Source organism: Streptomyces javensis (assembly GCF_039525925.1).
GTDB lineage: Bacteria > Actinomycetota > Actinomycetes > Streptomycetales > Streptomycetaceae > Streptomyces > Streptomyces asiaticus.
Map to the genome: position 1 here is coordinate 22,040 of NZ_BAAAIF010000068.1, position 20,026 is coordinate 42,065.

The window sequence follows — 20,026 nt, forward strand, 5'->3', positions numbered from 1 at the left end:
CAACGCCGAGGAGAGCACTCACCTATGCCATTTCAGAAGTACGGAGCGCGGCGGCGCTCCCTGGCGGCTCTGGCGACACTCGGAGCCGGGCTCATGGCGGTGGGTGGTATCGCGCCCGCGGCAGCTGCACAGGACATCAGCTCTCAGCAGTGGTACCTGAAGGACATGCAGGCCGACGAGATGTGGAAGGTGAGTAAGGGCAAGGGAATCACCGTCGCCGTTATCGACACGGGTGTTAATGCCTCGTTGCCCGAACTTCGCGGCAATGTACTCGAGGGCAAGGATGCATCCAATACGCCGACGGACCCGCACCAAGATGCCACAGGTCACGGCACAAACATGGCTGCTCTTATCGCTGGAAGCGGAGCCGGTGGAGGCATTCAGGGATTGGCGCCTGCTGTAAAGATCTTGCCGGTGAAGGTAGTCGGGGACCCCAAGGCAGATGCAGCCGACCCCCTGATGGCCAGGGCAATCAGGTACGCGGTTGATCACGGATCGAGAATCGTGAATGTCTCGTTTGGTACTATTGTCGGGCAGCGTCATAATTTCAGCAAGTCTCAGAGCGCTGTTAATTATGCCGTAAAGAAGGGTGCTCTCGTATTTGCTGCAGTGGGAAACAACGGGGACAAGGATAATCTGCCCGGATACCCTGCTTCCCTTCCAGGCGTAGTTGGCGTGGGAGCGATCAATAAGAAGGGGGAGGTAGCAGAGTTTTCGACCCACGGAGACAGCGTGGGACTGGTGGCGCTTGGAGATAAGATTGCCGAGCGCTGCGAGAAAGACCTCGAGCAGACCTGTATTAGTGGCGGGACCAGCCAAGCCACCGCCATCACCTCCGCCTCCGCCGCCCTGATCTGGTCCAAGCACCCAAAGTGGACCAACAACCAGGTCCTCCGCGTCATGATGCAGACCGCCGCGAAGCCCAAGACCGGTGACATTCCCAGCAGCTACCTCGGGTATGGCTCGGTCCGGCCTCGCAAGGTCCTCCTCGATGGCGAAGGGGACCCGGGACCGGCCAACACCAATCCGTTGCTTGCTCGTGAGGGAGCGACGAAACCAAAGCCTTCCGAGTCGGCGTCCAAGTCGGCAGGGGGTGCCTCACGGCCCCCCGCATCGGATGAGCAAGCCGCTAAGAAGCCCGCAGCGAAGGCCGAAGCGAGCGACGACGGCGGTAACACCACGCTCTGGGTCGCCTTGGGTGCGGGTGTTGTCGTGGTCGTCGGGGCCGCGGTCGCCTTCACTGTCGTACGGCGTCGTGGTGGAACGACGGCCAGGCCGTAACCAGCACCAGCACCAGCAGCAACAACAGCTATACGCTTCCTGCCATGTCGGGTAGGAAACTCCACAGAGTGGTGAGCTGAGGAAAGAATCCCCAGCTCGGCTCACCAACACATCATGGGGGAAGGTGGAAAGATGTCGGGCTCGCAGCGGATAAGCGATGCACATTTCAGGAAGTTCGAGGGCGACCTCGGCCGCGTCAGCGAGGACCTCTCGCAGAACCTGCGCACGCTGATCAACGCCATCGACACGGTGGAGGCGGCGTGGACCGGTCAGGGCGGAAGCGCGTTCCGGCGGGCGCAGATGAGCCTCAATGAGGATCATGAGGCCCTGCGTCAGCTGATTGTCAACATCCACGAGGCGGTGCAGCTCACGCACCGTTCCGGCGGCGCCAACGACGGCGAGATCGCATCCCAGCTGCGCAGCATTGACGTCAATGGCAGCGCGGCGGGCGGGCACCTCGGCAGTGGTGCGGATGGCCTGGCCCACAGCAAGGTCGACCAGTTCTAATCGATTGCGGGCGCCATCACGGCGGCCCTTGCGACAGAAATGATCGACAACCATCAAGACACCACGAGGGGTGGAGCATAAGTGTCCGGTGACGGGATGGACATCAAGGTCACATACAACTCGCTCGAGGACACCGCCGGTGACCTCGAGCGCGGCGCCAGGGTGGTGAGCCAGCAGATCGAGGCCATCATCGCCTCGGTCAAGGCCGTCACCGACGGTTGGGAGGGCGAGGCTCACCAGATGATGCTCGCCGCCGAGCGGCAGTTCAAGACGCGCGCCAACCACATCGAGACCACGCTCAAAGAGGTGGCGACCAAGGTCAGGACCGGCAGCATGGACTACCAGGCGACCGACAAGAAGTCGGCCCAGCTGTTCCAGGACATCACCATCTGAGGGTGCGGTCGCAAGAATATGGGGGTGGGCAACCGCTTCAGCGGTTGCCCACCCCCATATTCGAGTTCTACCGCAGTCCCCGTTTCGGCGGCGGTGCCACAACCTTCGGATCCGGGTATTCGGGAGCTTCCCGGCAGTCCAGCTTCGACGTTATCTGTTTCGCCGATGCGATGAGCAGCTTGGCGTGCGAGTGGTCGCTGACGGTGAAGTAGTCGCGCATGGCGAACTCCAGGGAACGGCCTTCTCTCGATCCCTCTGCGCCCCCGCCGACATCACACGCGACGAGAAGCCTGCCTGCGTCCTCCGGACCGACAGTGGTCGTGTAGTGCACCGACCGGCCCGACGAAGGTGAGTGAGGAGTCCACGCCACGGTGATGGCGAGCAGCTCCTTGCCGTCGGCCTTGTCCGTCAAGGTACAGAGGTCCTCGGGAGTGCTTCTCCTGGCCGACTCCCCGCGCAGGGCCTTCGCGACTTGGTCGGTGCTCTTGGTCTTGACCGGATAGACCTTGCTGGGTCCGTTCGGCTCCCGGGCCTCTTTTGTGATGGCCTTGTCGAACAGGCCACCGCAGGCTTGGGCGACAGGAACGAGGCCGGCGCCGGCGGTCGGCTTCACCGCGGTCGGCTTCGGCGACCCGGATTCGTCGTCATCACCGCCACAGCCCGTGATGGCGATGGCGGACGTGCAGGCCAGGGCCGCCAGTCGCCCAAGAGTCAGACGAAAATTGCGTAGCACGATCTCTCCTGTCGGCTCCATTAACTGCCGCTCCCAGTCAGCTGTGCATCCCCCACGCCACGGATGTAGCCAGCCTTGACGCGCTCGCTGGCCTCGTTGTACCAAGCGCTGTCATCGAGTCCGGGGTGGGCGGCGATATAGGCATCGAGCGGGTTGACCGAACGACGCTGGCTCGCTTCGACGAACTTCTTCTGCATATTGTGAGCGTCCGCGTCGACCTTCGCGTCGAACTCCTTCTGCTGCTTCTCGATCTCCCGGTCGATGTTGATACCGGTCTGGGTGTCGATGGCACCGGTGGCGGCGTCAACGAAGGGCGTGACGAAAGGCGTGGCCCGGGCCGCTTCGAACGGTACGGTGACGAGGCTGGTGACGGTGCTGATTCCGGTACTGGTCCGGTACTTCTGCCACTCTCCCGCCTCCGACAGCTTCCGCGCCTTCTCCTCTTTGCTGTCGTTCGCGTCGCTCATGATGGCGTCCGAGCGGGCCTCGTCCAGGATGCCCTGCGTCTCCGCGCCGGTGCCCAGAGCCAGAGTGAGAGAGTCGTCCGCGTTCGGGTGGGCCTTGAGCACGTTTGTCGTGAAGTCGTGCTGGGCCGCGGAGAGAATCTGGTAACCGCCGTCATCCCTGCCGACCGCCGACAGGAAGTTCTTGGCTGTCTCATTGGCGACGGAGATGTCGGACGAGCCGAGAGCGCCGAAAGCCGCGTCGCGGGTCTTCGCCCCCGATTCGGCGTCGCCGTGGTTGGCTGTGGCCCAGTCCAGATTGTCCATGTAGCCGGCGCCCACGCGAGCCAAGCTGTCACTGAGGCCGTGCTTGTCCGCGAGGATGCCGGAGTTGTCGCCGACCACGCTGATCAGCTGTGTCGCGACATTGACGCTGGCGGGGTTGCGGTGGAGACCCAACTCGGGTTGGTCATACGGATGCCCCAGTGCGGCAGCCTCGAAGGCGTGCCCCAGTTCGTCGTAGCCGTATCCCTTGCCATCGTCGGCGTAGAAGTTCCCGTTCAGCCACTTGCGCTCTTTGAGGAGATACATGAGATCGTCGTTCGGCGGGACGCTCTCATCCTGCTCAAAGCGGTCGCGGTGGAAAATGGTCTGGGCCGCTTCGGGGCTATGCCCCAGCGACTCCATGTAGCCCGCCATGGGGTCGACTCCGTGGTCATTGTCCTCACCGAAGTTGACGTAGGTCTCGTATCCGTCGGGCCAGTAGAGATCCTTGAGGTCGTCCTTGTGCTTGCGGTCGAACTCGAACAGGCCGCCGGTACGGCCGTCCTTGCTGTGCGGATCGGGGTAGCCCTTGCCGTAGTCGACGAGGAAGTCCTTGTCGTACTCGCCGTACCGCAGGAGGCTGCTCATCACCTGGAAGCCATATGACCCCGGATCACGTGTCCCAGCCTCCCAGTCGGTGTCCATGACGCGCTGCGGCCCCAGCTTGATGATTTCCTTCTTCCACTGCTTCATCTCATCGCTGTTGGAGTGAGAGGCGGTGGCGAGGGTGTAGCCGAGCGATTTCTGGAGTTTCTCCAGGTTTTTGGTGCGCTCGTCGCCGAATTGCTGACCGGTCGTGACGTGCTGCCAGAATTCCAGAGTCTCTTTCGGGCCGAGGTCGGTGGCGAACTTCTCGGAGAAGTAGGGGTCGCCCTCGTTTCGGGAGAGGAGCGTGTTGGCCCGGGCGATCTCGGTCGCGCTGAGGTTCTTCTTGGACCTGACCAGCTTCTCGACCTCTTGGAGGTCCTTGCGTGCCTGCTCGCGCCCCGCCTTGGCGTCCTTGGTGCTGCTGTACCCGTCGGCGGAGAAACCTTCCTTCCGACCGTTGCCGTCCTGTGTCAGAGCCCAGGCCAGGATCTCGTCGGTGGTGGTGGCGTTGCCGACGACCTCGCTGATGTAACGGTTGTAGTCCGCCACCACTTCACTGAAGTTCTTCGCCTGTAGTCCCTGTTGTACCGGTGTGAGGTCATCGAGGTTCGTCGGCTTGTAGGAGACGTGCCCGGTGTCATCGATGGCAAGGTGCTTCGCCTCCTCAATGTCCTTCTTGTACTCCTGGAGCTTCTTTTTGGCGTTCTTGAACGCCGTGTACGCGTCGTGCAGCAGGCCATGCACGTCCTCGGCTTCGCAAGCGGCCAATTCGATCTCTTTCGCCGCCTTCTGCATCCTCTTGAAAGCCGAATCCGCTGCCTCGCCCTCCCAATCCGAGTTGGTCAGAGGGGTCTGCACCTCAGTGCGCAGATTCGTACCGACCTGCCGGAACTTCCCCGGCAGCGTGCGCCATTTGCCGACCGCTTCGGAGAGTGGGGTGAGGTCGACGGTGATGAGCGAGTGATAGGTGACCATATGTGCTTCCGCCTTGAGCTGTGATCGTCGCTCTGAGGGAGGGGCAGGTGCTACCTGGCGACTTTGTCCTGGCCGCCGTCCCGCTTCTTCTTCCCTCGGTCGATCTGCTCGCCGACGCCCTTGTCGGTCACCTCGAAGTGCGTGGCCGCGTCCCTCAGCGGACCCGCCAGCCCCTGTGACAGGAGACCCTGGGCGTAACGCATCTGGTCCCGCCACCGCTCCTGGAACGTGGCGAAAGCCGCAGCGGAGTCGAAGCCCTTGAGGCTCGCCTTCACCTGACCGGTCTCGGTCATGGTCTCATTGTCCGCTTTGGCGAAGCCGGTGCTCACGTGGTCGACTCTGCCCGCTTTGCTTCGCAGCACCGAGGCGGTGACCTTCAGCTTCTTCTGCGGGATTCCTCGGCCGCCATTGCCGTCGTCGAGCTGATTGAGCCGCGTATGGGATTCCTGCTGCTTTGCGGCTTCGGCCCTGATTTCGGCCCATTCATCCTCGAACGACATGTTTCCCCCTGTGACTCAGGTCGCAAAGCAAGCCCGCTAGCTTGACTTAAGACGTCAAGTTAGCAGGGGGCTGCGCGGACCGCAGCCCCCGCACATGCGGTTCTATTGCTCCGGCAGCCACCCCACCTGGGTCAGCGGTACCCCGCGCTTGCGGGAGACGAAGAAACCGCGGCCGGGTGGCATGGGGCGGGGGCGGACTCCGCCGAAGACGTCGCCCTCACCTGGGTCGCCGGAGAGCACCATGCCTTGGGCGCCGAGTTCCTTCACGCGCTGCATGAAGGTTTCGAACATCGAACGGGAGGCGCCCGCCGAATTGCGGGCGATGATGAAACGCATGCCCACGTCGCGGGCGAAGGGCAGGTTCTCGGTGAGGACCGACAGCGGGTTGCCGCTGCTGGTGGAAACCAGTTCGTAGTCGTCGATGATGACGAAGAACTGGGGGCCGGTCCACCAACTGCGGTCGCGGAGCTGCTGCGGGGTGATGTCCGGCTTGGGGGCGCGCCGTTCCATCAGCCCGTTCAGCGCATTGGCGTGGAGTTCCAGGGCGGACGCGATCGGGGCGTACTCGAGGAGATGGCTGTCCGGGATGACACCGAGCAGGGAACGGCGGTAATCGCCGACCACGATCTTCGCTTCGTCCGGTCCGTATCGCTCGATGATCTGCTTGGCGATCAGGCGGATGAGCGATGTCTTGCCCGACTCGCTTTCACCGAAGATGACGAAGAACGGGTCGGTCTCGAAATCGACGAATACCGGTTCCAGATTTGTCTCGTCGATGCCGATCGCAATGCCGTGCTGCGGGTATTCGAAACCCTTGGGAAGCTCGTCCGCGCGGAGCTTGCGCGGGAGCAGCCGCACGCGCGGGGCGGGCGGTCCGGACCAGGCCGCGCTTACCGCGCGGACTAGTTCGGTCGTCGCATCCGTCATGGTGTCGGGGTCGTGGCCCTTGTCGATACGCGGCTGAGCGCCCATGAAGTGGAGTTTTTCCGGGAGTTGACCGCGGCCGGGAACTCCGACCGGGACGTTCGCGGCGACCTTGCGGTCGAACTCCGAGTCCATCGTGTCACCGAGGCGCAGCTCCAGCCGGTTGAGCAGCTGGTCCTTCAGCGATGCGCGGACCTCCATGTTGCGGGAGGCCGTGATGACGACATGGACGCCGTAGCCGAGCCCTCGACCGGCGATATCCGTGACGACGCCTTCCAGCATGTCGTACTCGGCCTTGAAGTTGCCCCAGCCGTCGATGACGAGAAAGACATCGCCCCAGCCCTGGTCGGCGTGTTGTCCGGCGGCTCGCTGGCGTCGATAGGTGCCGATGGAGTCGATGTTCTTGGCGCGGAAGTACTCCTCGCGCCGGGCCAGAACACCGGAGACCTCGGCGATGGTCCGCCGCACCTTCTCGGGGTCCAGACGGGAGGCGATCCCGCCCACATGCGGAAGGTCCGCGATGGCACTCATACCTCCGCCGCCGAAGTCGAGTCCGTAGAACTGCACCTCGGCGGGGGTGTGGGTGAGGGCGAAGCCCGTGACCAGCGTGCGCATCAAGGTGGACTTGCCGGACTGCGGGCCGCCCACCACCAGCATGTGGCCCGCGGCGCCGGAAAAGTCGCGGTAGAGGATGTCGCGCCGCTGCTCGAACGGCTTGTCGATGAGGCCCAGGGGCACGACGAGACCACCCGGCCTGGCGTAGTCCGCCGATTGCAGACCCCGCTCCCGCGTGGGGGCCAGCGGCGGCAGCAGTTCGTCCATGGAAGGTGCCTCGTCCAGGGGAGGCAGCCAGACCTGGTGGGCGGGCTGACCCTGGCCCTCCAGACGGCTCACGATGACGTCCAGGACCGTCTCCGCCAGTGCGTCGTCCTCGGGCCGGGCCGGGGCGGACAGCCGCTCCGGATCCAGGGCGGCGTACGTCACCGGGACCGGGGCGGCCGTGAACAGGACTGGTCGGCGCTCGACGGGCAGGGACGCGCTGTCGAATTGCGCGGGGCCCGTGCGGTATGTGCCGGAGACGTACGCCGCCTTGAAGCGGGTCATCTCGTCCGTACCGAACTTCAGATAGCCGGAGCCGGGCACGGAGGGAAGGTGGTACGCGTCCGGCACGCCCAGAGCCGTACGGGACTCGGCGGCGGAGAAGGTCCGCAGACCGATGCGGTAGGAGAGGTACGTCTCCAGACCGCGCAGGCGGCCCTCCTCCAGTCGCTGCGAGGCGAGCAGCAGATGCACACCCAGCGATCGGCCGATACGGCCGATCTGGATGAACATCTCGATGAAGTCCGGCTTCGCCGTCAACAGCTCGCTGAACTCGTCGATCACCAGAACGAGTGATGCCAGGGGCTCCAGCGGGGCCCCGGCCGCTCGCGCCTTCTCGTAGTCGTGCATGTTCGCGTAATTGCCCGCCGAACGCAGCAGCTCCTGACGGCGCTGGAGCTCACCGGTGATCGAGTCGCGCATGCGGTCGACCAGCGTGAGGTCATCGGCGAGGTTGGTGATGACCGCGGCCACATGAGGCAGCTCCGACATGCCCGCGAAGGTGGCGCCACCCTTGAAATCCGCGAGGACGAAGTTGAGGGTTTCGGACGAATGCGTGACCGCCAGCCCCAGCACCAGTGTCCGCAGGAGTTCCGACTTGCCCGAGCCCGTCGCGCCGACGCACAGACCGTGCGGGCCCATACCCTCCTGCGCCGCCTCCTTGAGGTCCAGCATGACCGGGGAGCCGTCCTCCGAGACGCCGATCGGCACCCGCAGCCGCTCGGCCAGCGAGCGGGGCCGCCAGGTGCGGGAGACATCCACCGAACCGGCGTCGCCCAGCCCCAGCAGCTCGGTGAAGTCGAGGTTGGCGAGCAGTGGCTCATCATCGTCGTCCCCGCCCATGCGCAGCGGGGCGAGCTGCCGCGCGAGCGCCTCCGCCGCTTCGACGGACAGCGAGTCGGGGGTGCCGTCGTACCCGGCGACCTGCGACTCCAGCTGTAGCTTGCCCGGCCGTACGACGATCGACAGACCGCCGCGCGGTTCGTCGAGTTCGCCCGCCAGGACCTCGATGACGGTGACGCCCTGTAGACCCTCGGGCGCCGCGAACGCCGAGTCCGGTGGCACCATCGCTCCGTCCAGCACGAGTACCAGATGCGGCTGGTCGAGCAGCGGCTGCCCTTCCCTGCTGAAGCGGGTACGGCCTTCCAGCCGCCCCCGCAGCAACTCCTCCACCTCGGCGAGGGAGTCACCGAACAGCCGTCGCGAGCCGGCGCCGTCGAAGGACCCGGGCACCTGGGCGTGGGGGAGCCACTTCGTCCACTCCCACTGCTCCGCCGCGCCGCGCGAGGCGACCGTCGCGATGACGAGATCCTCCGGTGAGTGCAGGGTGGCCAGTTGGGCGATCAGCGCCCTGGCGATCCCGTGCACCTGCTCCGGAGCTCCGGACACGGTCATGTGGTAGAAGGCGCGCAGTGACACCGCCATGGGCAGGTTGTCCAGTGACCCCTGGGTGGCGAGGAAGCGCTGCATCGCGCCTGCCGTCAGGGGCTCCAGCTCATCCACGGTGGCGGTCTCGGGGGCGATCAGGGGAGTGGAGAGCTGCTGTGTGCCCAGCCCGAGCCGCACCTGCACGAAGTCGTCGTCGGTCAGCCGCCGTTCCCACACCCGGCTGCCTTCGGCGACGATCGCCCACAGCTGCTCCGGGGCGGGGTGCAGATAGAACTGGGCGTCGCGCTGCCGCCGGGCCGTGCGCCGTACGGTTCGGCGCGTCTGGGCGAGGTACTTGAGGTAGTCGCGGCGCATGTCCGCCCGCTGGCCCTGAGAACCCTGCCGATGCCGCATGATCATGGCGACGGTCATGGCGAGCGTGGAGAACATCATCATCACGCCCATGATCTTCATCATCGGGGCGGCACCCGGCATGAAGAAGTAGACCATCGACGAGCCCATGCCAAGCGTCGGCAGCAGCTGCATCAGCATGCCTTCTTGCTGCCCGCGCGGCAGTTCCGGGGGTGGCTCGAGGCGGAGTTCCTCGGTCGGCACCTCGGGCGGCAGAGCCCGCGGCTGGCGCTTGACGACGACCTGGCTCACCGGATCCCTCATCCCTCCGTACGGAGGGACAGTTCTCGTCCGGCACCCCCGTGGCGACGGCCTCCCTCCGCGAGTCAGCGATCCTATCGACGTATCAGCTCCTGGGCCCCGGTAGGGTGGCCGCCGCGCGCATGACACCGGCGATGTCGCAGACCGAACCAGGGGGCCTTACACGTGAGTATGTCCGCAACAACCGGTTTCTGTAGGGTGACCGTCGTCGCGCCCGACAGCCGGATCGATGTCGCCCTTCCGGAGGACATCCCTGTCGCCGACGTTTACCCGGAAATCCTGCGTCTGACGGGGCAGACGCAGCCGGCTGGTGCTCCCACCGGCTATCACCTGGTCCGACGCGACGGCACCGTCCTGGACAGCGGCCGCTCCCTCCTGGCCCAGCAGGTCCTGGACGGGGAACTGCTGGCTCTGCGGCCCTTCGCCGAGTCGCTGCCCCCCGCCGTCTACGACGATGTGTCCGATGCGATCGCCTCCGCGGTCACACGCGACCGCACGCTGTGGAACGACCGGTTCCTGCGGGCCGCCGGGCTGCTCGGAGGGGCGCTGCTGCTCATCCTCATGGGCTTCGTGCTCTGGTTCGCCGATCCGGTCAAGCACGACATGCACGGTCTCCCGGGTGTCATCGCCGCCGCCGTCGGCGTGTTGCTGACGTCCCTCGCCGGGGTTCGGGCACGGGTGTACGAGGACCGAGCCTCCGCCATAGCCCTCGGCATGTCCGCCCTTCCCCACCTCATGATCGCTGGATCGGGGATCCTGGCCCTGGACGCGGGCGAAGGCGTCGGACGGCTCCAGTTCCTGCTCGGCTGCGTCACCGTGCTCGTCGGTTCGGCCGTCCTGGTCGTCGTCATGCCCAGCGGCGACGCTCCGTTCGTCGCCGCCGTGTTCGCGGCCAGCGTCGGGACCCTTGCCACCTTCTGCGAGATCGTCACCGATACCGGGGCCACCGAGACGGCCGCGGTGTGCGCCGTCGTCGCGATCGGAGTGATCGCCTTCCTGCCGGGGCTGTCGGCTCGAGTCGCCCGTCTGCCCATCGGTTACGCCGCGCCCCACTCCTCGGCCGATGAGCTCGACGCCGGTCCGGAGGCCGAGCCCCTCGACATCCACCGCATCGCCGCCCAGACCCGTCGCGGCCACGAGATGCTGCTGGGCATGGTCGGCGGCTGCTCGGCGGTCGTCGTCGGTGCCGCCGCGGTCCTGGGCTTCTCCGATGGCGCGTGGGCGCAGCTCCTCGCGCTCGCGGCCGGTCTGGCGATGCTGCTGCGCGCCCGCCTCTTCCGCTACACCGCCCAGGTCGCCGCCGTCTTCGGTGCGGGTCTGCTCGCCCTCGCCCTGCTCGTCCTGGGGCTGTCGCTGAATCCGCCGGCCGACGCGGTCATCAAGCTCCTGACCGAGAACGACCGTGGCCCGCTGGACATCCGTACGATCTGGCTCGCCGCGGCCGTGACCGCGGGCGCCGGCTTGATCATCGCGGTCGCGCTGATCATTCCGAAAAACGGCCTGTCGCCCTTCTGGGGACGTCTGTCCGACCTGGCCGAGAGCGCCTTCCTACTCGCCCTGGTGCCCCTGTGCCTCGCCGTGCTGGACGTCTACAGCTCGGCACGGAGCCTGACCAGTGGCTGAGGGCATGCCAGGGGGCCACCTCCGGTCCGAACGAGTGGGCCCTCAGATGGGGGGTATCCCCCGCAGAGAGGGACCACCCCCAGCCGTGCGCGGGGATACCGGCAGCGTCCTCAGCGTTTCGTCCAATGGGCTGACGGGCTCGGCACTTCCTCCGGTAGTCGCGCCTCCTCCGAGCAGCCCAGCGTCTTCGCGAGATTCCGCGACACGGAATTCAAGATTGCTACTTTTGCGATGTCCGTGTCGTTCTTGGGGAGTGATGACTTCGAGGTGAACAGGTTTCCGTAGACAAGGTCCGGGAGGTCCTTGCTCTTGGCGGGGCAGGAGAAGTAGATGTCCGCCCCGCTGCCCGATGCACGGGTATGCCGCCCGATGGGGAAGATAGTCCAATCGTTCGCGTTGCTCGATTCGAAGCTCTTACGCGTCGGGTACTCGGTCCGGCGGGTGAAATCGATCTGTATTGCCGGGATATCCGCGTTCGGCAGGTAGATCTCGCAAGCGTTTCGAACGGTGCTCGACGATGACGTGAGTTTCTCGGCAACGCTCTTGAGCTTGACCTCGTCAGTCTGTTCGAAGGTGTCCGCGCCGGTGAGCTTGCGCAGATCCTGTGCAGCTTGCCCGGAGATCGACGCGTCGCACACTTTCGTGGCCGACAGCCCCTTCGGTTTTTCCTTGTTTGCCTTTTCCTGGTCGCCGTCCGAGTTTGAGCACGCACTGGTGAGTACGAGGAGGGAGACCGAAGCGATGAGCAGCGTCCCGTGCGCCAGTGGCTTGAGCCGAGGTGCTTGTGAGGACTTCAGAGAAGCGTGCACTGGTGGTCAGTCCTTCTTGTAGGGAGGTCGCCCGCGGTATTTGTCCTCGTTCGGCCCGGTCCCGTAGTACATATCCTTGAGATCGCGGTCCAAGTCGTCGTCATCGGCCTTGTCCGCGAATCGAGAGTCTTTGAAGTACTGGTCGTATGCCTTGCCCATGTCGTCGGCGCCTGCCGCGAAAAACTTCCTTCTCGCGTCCTGGGTCTTTTCCGTTGGGTCACTGTTCGCACCGTCCACCGCTTCGTCGACCTCTTGGCCGAGGAACGTGTTCAGCATCTCGCCAGCGGCCTCGGTGGCCACGGGGGCGAGGGCGATGGCCGCACCGGTGGAGCCGGGGACGGGGACCATCGCGACGCCGGCGGCGACACCGGTCCCGATGAGGTACTTCCCCCACTCTCCGGACTTGGCGATGGACTTGTTGGCCTCCTCCGAATTCGCACCGTACGTGGTCTCGGCCTGTTGCACACGTGAGTGGTCCAGGATCCCTCGGACTTCAGCGTCCGTCAGCAGGGCGTCCTTACCGCGCTGGTAGTGCGCATCGCTGTTGGCGGGACTGTCGTCGAGGACGCTGAGAGAGTAGACGTGCTCGGCGGCGGTGACGATGCCGTGGGACTTCTCGTCCTGACCCAGAACGCTGAGGAAGTCGATGGCCCCCTGATTGCCGAATTCGGCCCGGCCTTGGTACTTGGCGGGGAACTCACTCGGGTCGTGGCCGGCGTTGTCGCTGATGCCGGAGACGGAGTTGTTGATGTCGTCGATGTAGGCGGCGCCCATCCTGCCGAGACTGTCGGAGATGCCCTCCTGCTCGTGGATGAGCTTGGGCCCGTCCTTGCCGCCGTAAATGTAGGCGACCTGTTCCATGACGTCTGCGGTCTCGGCGGTCCTCCGATCAGCGGAACCGGGCACCATCGGGTGTTTTCCGTTAAGTTCCGGCGCGTCGTACGCGTAGCCAGTGGTGGCTGATTCGAGAGCGTGACCGAGCTTGTCGTAGCCCACGATCTTGTCAGGATCGCCCATAGGAGCGTCGGAGCGCCAGACCCGCTCCTTGGTGAGGTACTTCAGGTTCTCATTGACCTCGGAGTCCCTGTCCACGGTGTCGTTCTCTCCCGGGGGCGCGGCGAAGAAATCGGTCGATGCCTCCGGGTTATGGCCCAGGGCCTCGAGGAAGCCATTCATCGGGTCGCGGCCGCGGTCGCTCTTTCCATAGAAGTTGAGATCGGCGGTGTCCGCATTGCTCGTCCAGTAGGGGAGGTCCTTGGAGTTGTGCTTCTTGTCGTACGCGACGAGATCGTTCCCGTAGTTGGTGAGGAACGTCTTGTCGTACTCGCCGAACCGCATCAGATTACTCATGACCTGGAAACCCTGCGGATTTCCGGCGTGGTCGATCTCCAGCCGCTGCGGGCCAAGCTCGACCATTTTGCCTTCCCATACCTGCATGTCGCTGCTATCGGACAGTGTGGCAGTGCCGATGGTGGTGCCCAGGCTTTTCTGGAGTTTCTTGGCGATATCGCCGCGACCGGGATCGTAGCTCCCCTGGTAAGGGTCGGCGACACCGGCCCAGAATTCCAGGGTTTTTTTGGGCCCCAGTCCTGTCGCAAAGCGCTCAGCGAACAGCGGGTCATCCTTGTAGTTGTCCAGCGCCGTGTTGATCTGGGCGAGTTGCGTGTTGGTGAGGTCGCTGGGATCCTTCTTCGCCAATTTGACGATCTTGTCGGCAGCGGCGATGGCCTTCGCGGCGTGGTCGCGGTCCTGATAGTACGCCTCGGAGAATCCGTAGGGGGTCTGTGTGGTGAGCATACGAAGTACCTGCGCCGCCGATGTGTCGGACTCCGTGGCGTTCTTGACGATCCGCTTGATGTCGCCGGACAGGTTCTCCATGTCGGCCTGGTTGTGTTCGGGTAGATCAACCCCCTTTCCGGCTCGATCGGGATGGATATTCATTTGGATCGTCCAGCCGTTTCCGCTGGGCGTCACCGTGAGGTTCTTCTCCTTCTGGGCGGTGCTGATCGTCCTCTTGAGTTCGTCCCGGTAGCCGATGAGTTCGTTTCGGGTGTCCTGAAGGATGTTGCGTATGGTGACCGCCTGATTGTAGGCGTCGCCGAACTCTTTGGCGGTTTTGGTGACGAACTCGCGTGTCACCGTGGCATTCTCGCCCGCCCAGTCGGCCTTCTTTGCGCGTCCTTGCAGCACCTCTTCGGCATCCCACTTGAGCGACTCGAGCTTGTCGATCATTTCGGTCCAGTCGGTCACCGCTTTGCCGAGGGACGAAAAATTTCCGTGGAGAAGGGCTTCAAACTTCATGGCTCTGTGCTCCTAACGGAAGTTCTCGTCGAGGGTTTCGTAGCTGAACGAGGCGGCGATGTAATGTTCGTCGCCTGCATGTGCCTTCTTGGTGTAATCCAGGTGATTGGAGATGTGAGCGCAGGCGGCAAGCAGCGAGTTGACCTGAGTGCGCCAGGTTTCGACGACTTCGCTCAGCGCTCCGCCGATGTCGAAGTCGTCCTTAAGGTCTTTGGCCGCCGTGGCGCTGGTGGTCTGGGCGTGATCGCCGTCCTTGTCGAGCCGCTGGTAGAGCTTGAATGCCGCGTCACCGATCGCGGCCAAGTCCTTCGCCTTGACGCTCAGGTCTCCCTTCTGGGCCGCGGGACTCGGGGCGGTCCCACCTGGACCGTCGACCTGATTGAGGCGCATGTGCGTTTCCTGTCGCTGCGCGGCCTCGGACTTGATCTGGGCCCATTCATCCTCGAATGACACATTTCCCCCCGTGGCTGAACACCACCAGCGAGTCCGGTGGTTGATGTAAAGGGTCAAGCTAGCAAGGGGTTGTGTCTGTTTGCAGCCCTTGTGTGCGCCGTTCTCGCTGCCTGAATTGCAGGTACGCACGACCATTTGTTAGTGGTCTTTCCCGGGCCCTGCGGTCCGCGCGAGCCCAACCGTCCGCAGTCCGGATGCCCAACCGTCCGCAGTCCGGATGGTTGGTGCTGGGAACCCTGTGGCGGCTGTGATCGGAGTAGGTAGGGTGGCGGGGCGCATGCTGTGGAGCGCCTATGGCATCTGCGGTATCAACGCAGGCAGCTACCGGACCGCCACTTGACCTTCACCACCTCCGATAGCTGTGTCGGGAAAACCGTTTCCGAAGGCACGCCCCGGCGGCTGACCGAAGTGCTCGGCATACCGTGGGGGTTGGGGGGACATGGAACCGCTGAGTGAGGACGACCCGCGGCGACTCGGGGCGTATCACATCATCGCCAGGCTGGCTCCTGGTGAGGAGGGCCCGACGGCGGCCGCCCGCCTCTTTCTCGCTCGCAGTGCCGGTGGGGTCCGTACGGTGCTCATCAGCACGCCGTCGCCTGAGTTCGCCGACGACCCGGCGTACCGCAGCCGCTTTCTGACGGAGGCGGAGAGCGCTCGACGGCTCGGTGGCGCTTGGCCGCTTGCCCGGCTCGCCCCCGTCGAGATCTCCGACCGTGCGCCCGAACCCCCGTGGAGCGCTTTTCCGTACCGCCCGATGCTGCCGCTGCCGGGTGTGGTGCAGATGTGCGGAGGGCCGCTTCCGGTCCGGACCATACGTGCGCTGGGAGCGGCTCTGGCCGAGACGCTGGCGGAGATCCACCGGGCGGGCTTCACCCACGCGGGGATCGCGCCGGAGAACGTGTTCGTGGCGAGCGACGGGCCCTGGCTGGGAGGTTTCGGCGCGGTACGGGCAGCGGGACCCGACGGGCAGAGTCGAGTGGGGCTCTCCGGGCTGGCCGCCGATGCCCTGCCTCCGGAGCAGGCAGCGGGCGGGCGCCCACGGCCGCTGGGGGACATCTACGCGCTGGGCGCGGTGCTGGCGTACGCGTCGACCGGGCGGCGGCTGCCCGAGGCGGGCGGTCTGCCGGAGGAGCTGAGGAGCATCGTGCTCCCGTGTCTGGCGTCGGACCCGGCGGAGCGGCCCACGGCGGCGGCGCTGGTGGACGGGCTGACCCGGGGTGTGCGGTTCCCGCTGTCGGCGAGCCTGACGGCGGCACCTTCGGGGCCCACGCCGACGGTCCTCGACAGCGGCTCCGCGGGCCCGCCCTCGGCGATGCCGGTCGGTGGGCCGGGTTCCACCACGGTGGACGGGGGCCTCGGCAGGGCGGCGGCGCTGCTGAGCCCTGGCTGGCTGCCGGCACCGGTGGTCGTCGCGCTGGCTGAGCAGTCCGCGGCGACGCTGGCGGCGGAGGTCGAGCCGGAAGTCGGGCCGGCGGAAGCGGAGTCGGCGGTGGGTGCGCCGCTCAAAGAGGGCGCGTCGATCCCGGGAGAGGCGCCGGGTGCGCTCGACCCCAACGCCGCGGGCAGGGGTGACACGCCCGGCACCCCGCATGCGCCGACCCGCCTGTCGGGCGGCGCGAGCGTCGCCGGGAGCCCGACTAGGCAGGACGCCGCACGGCCCTCCAGGCGTGCTCTGCTCGTCGGGGCCGCCTCTGGTTCGGCCGGTCTCGCGCTCGGCGGCGGTGCGATGTGGGTGGCGACCGCCGAGGACGACCCTCCGCCGACCCCGGCCGAGCGCCTGGCAGCGGCCAACCACTCCCGTCGCCGGCTCGCCGGCGCCCCGCCCACACCGCTGTGGCGCCATGACATCGCGGGTGGGCCCCCGACACACCCCCCGCTCATCTGGTCGGACAAGGTCGCCGTCGTCGCGAACGACGCGGCCGTCACCGGAATCGACCTCCGTACGGGCAAGCGACTCTGGACGCAGGACGACGTTCGCCCCAGGGGACGGCTTCTGCCCATCGGTAAGGAATCGATCCTGGTCCCGGGCGACGGGCTCGCCGCGCTGTCCGCCGAGACCGGCGACATCCAGTGGTGGCCGAAGAGCTTCCGGCCGGGTGGAAGCACGCCGTACGCCGCCCTGCTGGCGACGGAAGGCGGGACCGTCTGGCTCGCGGCGGGCCGCCGGGGGAGCGGCGCGACCGACGATGGTCTCGTGATCGCCTATGACCTCGCCGGGCGGGAAGAGCTCTGGCGGGGCCCGCTGCCCGGCGGCTTCGACGAGGGGTATCTGACGAAGGACACCCTCGTCGTGCGGGGCGAGATGTTCCTGGCCTTCGACCGGGAACGGGGGACACGGCGGTGGCGGCGCTCCTATGAGGGTGTGACCGCCGGACGGCCGGTGACCACCGACGGCCGCGACACCCTCATCGCCGCTGTCACCAACACCTTGCGTGGGTACGGCCTGGAGGACGGCGGCGGCTCCGCGTGGAGCGTGAAGGCCAAGGGAGAGGCCGGGGCCGGGCACACCGCCGACTTCGGCGCTCCGGTCGTGCACGGTGACGTCGTGTACGCCACCGACGGAGGCTATGCGGTCCACGCGCTGTCGACGGCCACGGGAGAGGTGCGATGGCAGCGCACCTATGCCTTCGCGATGAAGACGCTGTCCGGAGCGCGTACACCCGACACGGCCGTGGATCCGTCCGGGCGCACGGTGCTCACGGCGAATGACGTGGAAGTCGATGCTTTCGACGCCGAGGACGGCGCCCTGCGGTGGCGCTTCACGGACCTCGGCGCCGCGGCGGACAAGGGGTCCGTCACGGCGCGGCGCCGGGTGGCCGTGACGAATGGTCTGGCCGTCGTCACCAGCGGGAGAAGCGTCTACGCCTTGCCGTTGAGCTGAGCCACGGCTGTCCGGAGGAGCGAATGGAACCGCAGCGACCCGCCGAACCGACACGGCTCGGCCCGTACCGCATCATCGGCACGCTGGACGCCGGTGGGCAGGCCGACGACGCGCGCCGCCGTATCGCCAGGGACGACCGCACCGGCCGTACGGCCGTGCTGATGCTGCCGCACGAAACCCTCGCCGACGACCCCGGATACCGGGTGCGGTTCCGGTCGGAGGGCGAGAACTCCCGCCGTCTGACCGGTGGTTGGGCGGCGCCCGTGATCGATGTCGCCGGGCCGGACGCGGATCTCCCCTGGGTCGCCTATGCCTGCTTCCCCGCCCTGCCGCTTCCCGCAGCGCTGGCCGCGTATAACGGCCCGCTGCCCGAACCCACGGTGCGCGCGCTCGGCGCGGTCCTCGCGCACGCCCTCGCCAACTGGCATGCCGGCGGTCTCGTTCACGCCGGGGTCTCGCCGCAGGCCACGCTACTCATGGCGGACGGGCCCCGGCTGACCGGGTACGGACTGGTGCGAGCGGCGGGGCTGAACGGCCCGGGCCGTGGCGCGTCGTTCGGGGTCGATGCCTTCACCCTGCCGCCGGAGCAGCGAGCGGGTGAACGCCCCAGCCCGGCGGGAGACGTCTACGCGCTGGGCGCCATGCTCTGCTACGCCGCGACGGGCCGGCGAGACGTGGCCGAGGGGACACGTGCGGCACTGCCGGAAGGGCTGAGAGAGCTGCTCGCGGTCTGTCTCGCGCAGGATCCCGGGCAGCGGCCCCAGCCGGGCATGGTGGCCCGGGAGCTCCGGGCGGCGTCGGCGCCCGAAGCCGTCGGCCGTCTGCCCGATGCCGTGGCGATGGCCCTTGCCCGGCAGGCCGCCGCGTATCCGGCGCAGGCTCCCATGGCCGCACAGGCGCACCCTGAGGAGGCGGCTGCCACCCCACCGCCGGGTCGCTCCCGGCGCGCCGTGGTCATCGGTGGCCTCTCCGGAGCGGTCGGCCTCGCACTCGGAGCGGGCGGAGTGGCCGGCTGGCGGGCGGTCGGCGAGGGGACGGGGTCTCAGGAGATGTTCGCTCGGCGCGGGATCGCGCCCGCTCCGCTGTGGCGCCACGACCTCGGGAGCGAGCCACAGCAGACACCGCTGCTCTGGCGTGGCAAAACCGTCCTCATCTGGACCACTGACTCGGTGTCCGCGCTCAATCTCCGAACCGGCAAGAAGATCTGGTCGCGCGACAAGCTCTATCCCATGTCCTCCCTCACGCTGCTCGGCAACGGCACCTTCGTCTCCCCGGACACCTCGGCCTTCTCCGTGGTCTCGCTCGCCACGGGCCGAATCAAGGGGGTGGAGCGGCGGTACGACGGAGTGGAGGGCCCGGCGATCTACCAATTCCTCGGGGCCGACAAGGACATCTGCTGGTTCCTGACCAGGAAGTACGCGAACGGGGGCACGGGGACCGAGGACCACTCGGTGGTCTGCTACGACTCCGCGCGGCGCAAGGAGACCTGGCGTGCGCCGCTCCCCGCTCCGTATCAGGGAGACGGCGACACCACCGCGCTTCTGCTCAGCACCATGCTCCTGCTGCCGAGCCAAGGGGACGACGAGGACGCCTCCTCGTATCTGGCCCTCGACCGCCGCAGCGGCCGGAAGTTGTGGACGCGGAAATTCGCCGGGATGAAGGACGAGAGCGCCAAGCAGCGTCTGGTGGCTCCGGGAGATCTCCTGGTCTCCTGCGACGAGCACATGCTGAGGGGGTTTCACGTCGTCGGCGGTAAGGAGCGCTGGCGGGTCGCGACCAAGGGAAGGGTGTCCGGCACTCCGACCGCTCATGGGCAGGCGGTATACGCCACCGATTCCCGCGCCACCACCTATGCCGTCGATGTGCGCAGCGGCAGCACGCGTTGGCGGCGCCGCAGTGCCGCCCCCCTGGAATCCTCGTGGACGAGGGCCGAGACCGCGGTCAGCCACTCGGGCGCCACGGTCTTCCAGGTGACCGACTCGGAGATCGAGGCCCTGGACGCGGCGGACGGCTCGCTGCGGTGGCGATCGGCACTCGCCGGGAAGGGCCAACAAGCCGCCGCGCCGGGCCAGGTCGTGGGCGTCGCACCCGGAATCGTCCTCGTCCTGAACGGCACCATCCTCTACGCCCTGCCAGTGGACTGATACGGATAG

General features: G+C 66.6%; 13 protein-coding genes. 6 read left to right on the plus strand and 7 right to left on the minus strand.

Annotated features, from left to right (window positions below; genetic code table 11):
• Window positions 1-24: 24 nt before the first annotated feature.
• From ABD329_RS38340 to ABD329_RS38350, 3 genes are all read left to right on the plus strand, one after another.
• Window positions 25-1,281, plus strand: a complete 1,257-nt coding sequence (locus tag ABD329_RS38340; RefSeq protein WP_198275620.1) for a S8 family serine peptidase — start codon at window positions 25-27, stop codon at window positions 1,279-1,281.
• 132 nt (window positions 1,282-1,413) lie between these two features.
• Complete coding sequence (locus tag ABD329_RS38345) at window positions 1,414-1,788, plus strand: WXG100 family type VII secretion target (RefSeq protein ID WP_198275619.1); 375 nt, start codon at window positions 1,414-1,416, stop codon at window positions 1,786-1,788.
• Between the two features lie 81 nt (window positions 1,789-1,869).
• A complete protein-coding gene (locus ABD329_RS38350) occupies window positions 1,870-2,181 on the plus strand; it encodes a WXG100 family type VII secretion target (protein ID WP_198275618.1) in 312 nt (103 codons plus the stop codon).
• A gap of 67 nt (window positions 2,182-2,248) precedes the next feature.
• Here the strand turns inward: ABD329_RS38350 and ABD329_RS38355 are convergent, their stop codons facing one another.
• The 4 genes from ABD329_RS38355 to eccCa all read right to left on the minus strand — a co-directional run bounded on the left by ABD329_RS38355 (window position 2,249) and on the right by eccCa (window position 9,797).
• Window positions 2,249-2,914, minus strand: coding sequence for a hypothetical protein (locus ABD329_RS38355; protein ID WP_198275617.1), 666 nt, complete (start codon window positions 2,912-2,914; stop codon window positions 2,249-2,251).
• Window positions 2,915-2,934: 20 nt separating this feature from the next.
• Window positions 2,935-5,244 carry a hypothetical protein gene (locus tag ABD329_RS38360; protein WP_198275616.1) on the minus strand — a complete coding sequence of 770 codons (2,310 nt, stop codon included), beginning with the start codon at window positions 5,242-5,244 and terminating at the stop codon, window positions 2,935-2,937.
• Between the two features lie 50 nt (window positions 5,245-5,294).
• Window positions 5,295-5,744, minus strand: a complete 450-nt coding sequence (locus ABD329_RS38365) for a type VII secretion target (RefSeq protein ID WP_198275615.1) — start codon at window positions 5,742-5,744, stop codon at window positions 5,295-5,297.
• A 102-nt stretch (window positions 5,745-5,846) separates the two neighbouring features.
• Entirely contained in the window at window positions 5,847-9,797 is a 3,951-nt protein-coding gene (eccCa, locus tag ABD329_RS38370; protein ID WP_198275614.1) for a type VII secretion protein EccCa, read from the minus strand.
• A 174-nt stretch (window positions 9,798-9,971) separates the two neighbouring features.
• Between eccCa and eccD the strand changes: the two genes are divergently transcribed.
• The gene (gene eccD / locus ABD329_RS38375; protein WP_198275613.1) at window positions 9,972-11,429 is read left to right on the plus strand and encodes a type VII secretion integral membrane protein EccD; all 1,458 of its coding nucleotides are present in this window, start codon (window positions 9,972-9,974) and stop codon (window positions 11,427-11,429) included.
• A 110-nt stretch (window positions 11,430-11,539) separates the two neighbouring features.
• Here eccD and ABD329_RS38380 read toward each other — a convergent pair whose 3' ends face one another.
• From ABD329_RS38380 to ABD329_RS38390, 3 genes are read right to left on the minus strand one after another with little or no spacing between them, the layout of a single operon-like run.
• Window positions 11,540-12,238 carry a hypothetical protein gene (locus ABD329_RS38380; protein WP_198275612.1) on the minus strand — a complete coding sequence of 233 codons (699 nt, stop codon included), beginning with the start codon at window positions 12,236-12,238 and terminating at the stop codon, window positions 11,540-11,542.
• A gap of 6 nt (window positions 12,239-12,244) precedes the next feature.
• Window positions 12,245-14,539 (minus strand): DUF6571 family protein, encoded by a 2,295-nt coding sequence (locus ABD329_RS38385; RefSeq protein ID WP_198275611.1) that lies wholly within the window; start codon window positions 14,537-14,539, stop codon window positions 12,245-12,247.
• A 12-nt stretch (window positions 14,540-14,551) separates the two neighbouring features.
• Window positions 14,552-14,992 (minus strand): hypothetical protein, encoded by a 441-nt coding sequence (locus tag ABD329_RS38390; RefSeq protein WP_308279835.1) that lies wholly within the window; start codon window positions 14,990-14,992, stop codon window positions 14,552-14,554.
• A gap of 439 nt (window positions 14,993-15,431) precedes the next feature.
• Between ABD329_RS38390 and ABD329_RS38395 the strand changes: the two genes are divergently transcribed.
• Both ABD329_RS38395 and ABD329_RS38400 read left to right on the plus strand, forming a co-directional pair.
• Window positions 15,432-17,873, plus strand: coding sequence for an outer membrane protein assembly factor BamB family protein (locus ABD329_RS38395; protein ID WP_198275610.1), 2,442 nt, complete (start codon window positions 15,432-15,434; stop codon window positions 17,871-17,873).
• A gap of 23 nt (window positions 17,874-17,896) precedes the next feature.
• Window positions 17,897-20,017 carry an outer membrane protein assembly factor BamB family protein gene (locus ABD329_RS38400; protein ID WP_198275609.1) on the plus strand — a complete coding sequence of 707 codons (2,121 nt, stop codon included), beginning with the start codon at window positions 17,897-17,899 and terminating at the stop codon, window positions 20,015-20,017.
• Window positions 20,018-20,026: the final 9 nt, after the last annotated feature.

Excerpts from the sequence above, each read along its gene's own strand:
- ABD329_RS38340 (WP_198275620.1), top strand. The coding sequence starts at position 25 with ATGCCATTTCAGAAGTACGGAGCGCGGCGGCGCTCCCTGGCGGCTCTG.
- ABD329_RS38345 (WP_198275619.1), top strand. The coding sequence starts at position 1,414 with ATGTCGGGCTCGCAGCGGATAAGCGATGCACATTTCAGGAAGTTCGAG.
- ABD329_RS38360 (WP_198275616.1), bottom strand. The coding sequence starts at position 5,244 with ATGGTCACCTATCACTCGCTCATCACCGTCGACCTCACCCCACTCTCC.
- ABD329_RS38365 (WP_198275615.1), bottom strand. The coding sequence starts at position 5,744 with ATGTCGTTCGAGGATGAATGGGCCGAAATCAGGGCCGAAGCCGCAAAG.
- ABD329_RS38385 (WP_198275611.1), bottom strand. The coding sequence starts at position 14,539 with ATGAAGTTTGAAGCCCTTCTCCACGGAAATTTTTCGTCCCTCGGCAAA.
- ABD329_RS38395 (WP_198275610.1), top strand. The coding sequence starts at position 15,432 with ATGGAACCGCTGAGTGAGGACGACCCGCGGCGACTCGGGGCGTATCAC.
- ABD329_RS38400 (WP_198275609.1), top strand. The coding sequence starts at position 17,897 with ATGGAACCGCAGCGACCCGCCGAACCGACACGGCTCGGCCCGTACCGC.